Genomic DNA, 3446 nt, shown 5'->3' on the forward strand with positions numbered 1-3446 from the left:
GGCGCACCCCGGGGTCGCGCCCGCCGGGGCGTACCCCCGCCGGGCGACCCGCACAACCCCGTCCCCGCGGCCGCGCGCCGGGTGCCAGGATGAGCGAGTGGACGGCTTCGCAGCGGTCGACTTCGAGTTCGCGCGGCAGGTGCTGCAGCGCGGCATCGCAGCGCTGTACGTGGTCGCGTTCCTCTCGAGCCTGAATCAGTTCCGGCCGCTCCTCGGCGAGCGCGGCCTGCTTCCGGCTCCGGACCTCCTCGCCTGGGCGCGCCGTTCGCCGAGAACGCGGCGGATGCTGCGCCCCACCCTCTTCCGCTATGCGAGGTATTCGGACCGCCGCCTGGCGGCGCTGTGCTGGGCGGGGTTGATCGTGGCGGCATCGCTGGTCTGCGGCATCCCTCAGCTCCTGTCGCCGTGGACGCCGATGGCGTGCTTCCTGCTGCTGTGGCTCGGCTACATGTCGATCGTGAGCCTCGGGCAGACGTTCTACGGGTTCGGCTGGGAGATGCTGCTGCTCGAGGCCGGATTCCTGGCGGCGTTCCTCGGCTCGAACGCCGAGCCGCCGCCGACCGTGGTCATCGTCCTGTTCTGGTGGCTGCTGTTCCGGCTGGAGTTCGGGGCGGGGATGATCAAGATCCGCGGCGGCCACGAATGGCGTGACCTCACCGCGCTGATGTACCACCACGAGACGCAGCCGATGCCCGGACCGCTCAGCCGGCAGGCGCACCTCCTGCCTCGCTGGTTCCACAAGGGCGAGGTGCTCGGCAACCACTTCGCGCAGCTGGTGGTGCCGTGGTTCCTGTTCGCTCCCCTGCTCGGCCTGGTCGCCCCGGGCCCGTGGCCGGCGATCGTCGGCGCCGTCGCCGCCGTGATCGTCATCGCCACGCAGCTGTGGCTGATCGTGACCGGCAACTTCGCCTGGCTGAACTGGGCGACCGTCGTGATCGCGTTCTCGGCGATCGGGATCCCCGGCATCGGCTCCCCCGTCTCCGACCCGCCGAGCGATCCGCCCTGGCTGCTGGACGGGATGCCGCTCCCCTGGGTGGTCGTCACGTCCGCCGTCGGCGCGCTCTACCTCGTGCTGAGCTGGGCACCGCTGCGGAACCTGTTCGCCCGGCGCCAGCTCATGAACGCGAGCTTCAACCGCTGGCAGCTCGCCAACGCCTACGGCGCTTTCGGCACCGTGACGAAGCAGCGCATCGAGATCGTCGTCGAGGGCACCGCCGACGAGGATCCGGATGCCGGATCCTGGCGCGAGTACGCGTTCAAGGGCAAGCCCGGCGACCTGCGCCGCATCCCGGGCCAGGTCGCGCCGTACCACCTGCGCCTGGACTGGCTCATGTGGTTCCTCCCGTTGGGCAGGTCGCTCGACGACTGGTTCACGGTCTTCCTGATCCGGCTGCTGCAGGCGGATGCCCCGACCCTGCGCCTGCTCGCGCACGACCCGTTCGGCGGCGACCGGCCCCGGTGGGTGCGCGCGGTCTCCTATCGCTACCGGTTCACCACCCGCGCGGAGTTCCGCCGCTCACGGCAGCGATGGGCGCGCGAGCCTCGCGGCGTCGTCCTCGGCCCGCTGTCGCTGCGCTGAGCTGCCACGCGGAACATGCGCGCGCCGCCGGCCGGCGTGCGGCGCGCGCTCAGGCACCGGCGCGGGAGAATGGAGGGGTGAAGCTCCTCGTCGCGGCCCTCGAGGCCGAACTCGTCGCGTTCCCCGCCGACCTCTCCGGGTTCGACCGGCTCGTCACCGGTCCCGGAAAGCTGCAGGCCACCTACGCTCTGACCCGGGCGCTGGATGCCGGCGACTACGACGAGATCGTGGTGGTCGGCACGGCGGGCGCGATCGATGCGCGCCTCGACGCGGACGTGTACGAGATCGACGCCGCCATCCAGCACGACGTGACCGACATCGACGGCATCGTGGGCCAGCACGTCTCGCTGCCCACCCGGGTCGAGCTCGGGCGCGACGGCGTCACGATCGCGACCGGCGACCACTTCGTCGACGATGCCGAGGCCGTGTCGGTGATCCGGCCCCTCGGAGCGGGACTGGTCGACATGGAGACCTATGCGTACGTGTGGGTCGCCGAGCGGTTCGGCGTGCCGATCCGCGTGCTCAAGGCCGTGTCGGACCGGGCGCAGGACGACGCCATCACGGACTGGCGGGCGACGGTCACCGCCTGCAGCCACCAGCTGCGCGATCGCATCCGCGCCGACTACGGCGTCTAGACCTCACTCCGCGCGAGAGCGGGAGAAGATCGCGCGCAGCACGAAGAAGACGATGGCGGCGACGACGGCCACCACGACGAGCTTCCCGATGAACCACAGCAGCGAGAACAGCACGTCGACGAGGATCCATGCGATCACGATCGCCACGACGACGCCGACGACGGTCCAGACGGTGGTCTTGTTCACGTCACCAGCCTAGATAGTCTGGGGGCCGCGGGGGTGCGACCTGGCTTCCGCGCGTCCGAAGACACGCCCGCAGCAAGGAACGCCATGAGCAACCCCACGGAGCCCACTCCCCCGCCCGCCGACGCGCAGCCCACGGCCGCCTACCCGCCCGCCGACGCGCAGCCCACCGCCGTGTACCCCGCCGACGCACAGCCCACCGCCGTGTACCCGCCCGCGGGGCAGCCGGTCTACGGCCAGCCGGCCGGACAGCCGGCTTACGGTGTTCCGGCCTACGGCCAGTCCGCATCCGGCGACCCCGCATACGGCGACCCGGCGTTCGGTGCTCCCGTGGCCGCGGACCGTCCGCGCGGGCTCGCCTGGGCGTCGCTCGGGCTCGCGATCGGCGGCCTGCTCCTCGTCGGCGCCGCCTTCGTCCCCCTCGCGTGGGTCTCGCTCATCCTCGCGCTCCTCGGCGGGCTGCTGCTGCTGGTCGCGCTCGTCCTCGGAATCGTGACGCTCGCCAGCAAGAAGCAGGGCGGCAAGGGCCTCGGCATCGGCGCGATCGCCGTCTCGGTGCTCGGCGGCCTGCTCTGGATCGGCGCGATCACCGCGTCCCTCGTCTGGGTCGGGCTGTCGATCGCCGGCTCGTCGAGCACCGGCACCAGCCCCGAGGTCAGCGTGAGCGAGGAGGCCGCCCCCGGCGACGACACGACCGAGGAGGCGCCGGCCGGCGCCTACGACGAGGAGGCGTACCTCGACGAGGTCCGTCCGGAGGTCACCGCGATCCTGCAGGAGATCGACCCGAGCGTCACCGAGGATCTCATCCGCCAGATCTACTCCGACGAGATGCTCGTCGCCACCGGCACGGCACTGCTCGCCGCCGGCGATTCGGCACGGGACGCGTTCGTCTCGTCCACCGTCGAGAGCAGCGACGGCATGTTCGCCGAGGAGCAGGCGATCCGCTTCTACGACGTCGTGCTCGACGCCGCCGAGAAGCACCTCGTCGAGGAGTAATCCCGGCGCCGTCGAAGAGGCGCGGTGGCTCGTCGAGTCGCCGCGCCTCTTCG

Annotated in this window: 4 protein-coding genes; 3 read left to right on the plus strand and 1 reads right to left on the minus strand. The window is 71.6% G+C overall.

What is annotated here, in order from left to right:
- Positions 1-97: 97 nt before the first annotated feature.
- Both ACE3O1_RS15150 and ACE3O1_RS15155 read left to right on the plus strand, forming a co-directional pair.
- On the plus strand, positions 98-1579 hold the full coding sequence (locus ACE3O1_RS15150; protein WP_374316465.1) for a lipase maturation factor family protein: 1482 nt from the start codon (positions 98-100) through the stop codon (positions 1577-1579).
- Positions 1580-1656: 77 nt separating this feature from the next.
- On the plus strand, positions 1657-2214 hold the full coding sequence (locus ACE3O1_RS15155) for a nucleoside phosphorylase (protein ID WP_374316467.1): 558 nt from the start codon (positions 1657-1659) through the stop codon (positions 2212-2214).
- A gap of 3 nt (positions 2215-2217) precedes the next feature.
- Here the strand turns inward: ACE3O1_RS15155 and ACE3O1_RS15160 are convergent, their stop codons facing one another.
- Positions 2218-2400: a hypothetical protein gene (locus tag ACE3O1_RS15160; protein WP_374316469.1), complete on the minus strand. Its 183-nt coding sequence runs from the start codon at positions 2398-2400 to the stop codon at positions 2218-2220.
- A gap of 84 nt (positions 2401-2484) precedes the next feature.
- On the opposite strand from ACE3O1_RS15160, the gene ACE3O1_RS15165 reads away from it, so the two are divergent.
- On the plus strand, positions 2485-3393 hold the full coding sequence (locus tag ACE3O1_RS15165; RefSeq protein WP_374316471.1) for a hypothetical protein: 909 nt from the start codon (positions 2485-2487) through the stop codon (positions 3391-3393).
- The last annotated feature ends 53 nt before the right edge of the window (positions 3394-3446 follow it).

This window comes from Microbacterium sp. (assembly GCF_041909575.1).
In the GTDB taxonomy this organism is placed as follows: Bacteria; Actinomycetota; Actinomycetes; order Actinomycetales; family Microbacteriaceae; genus Microbacterium.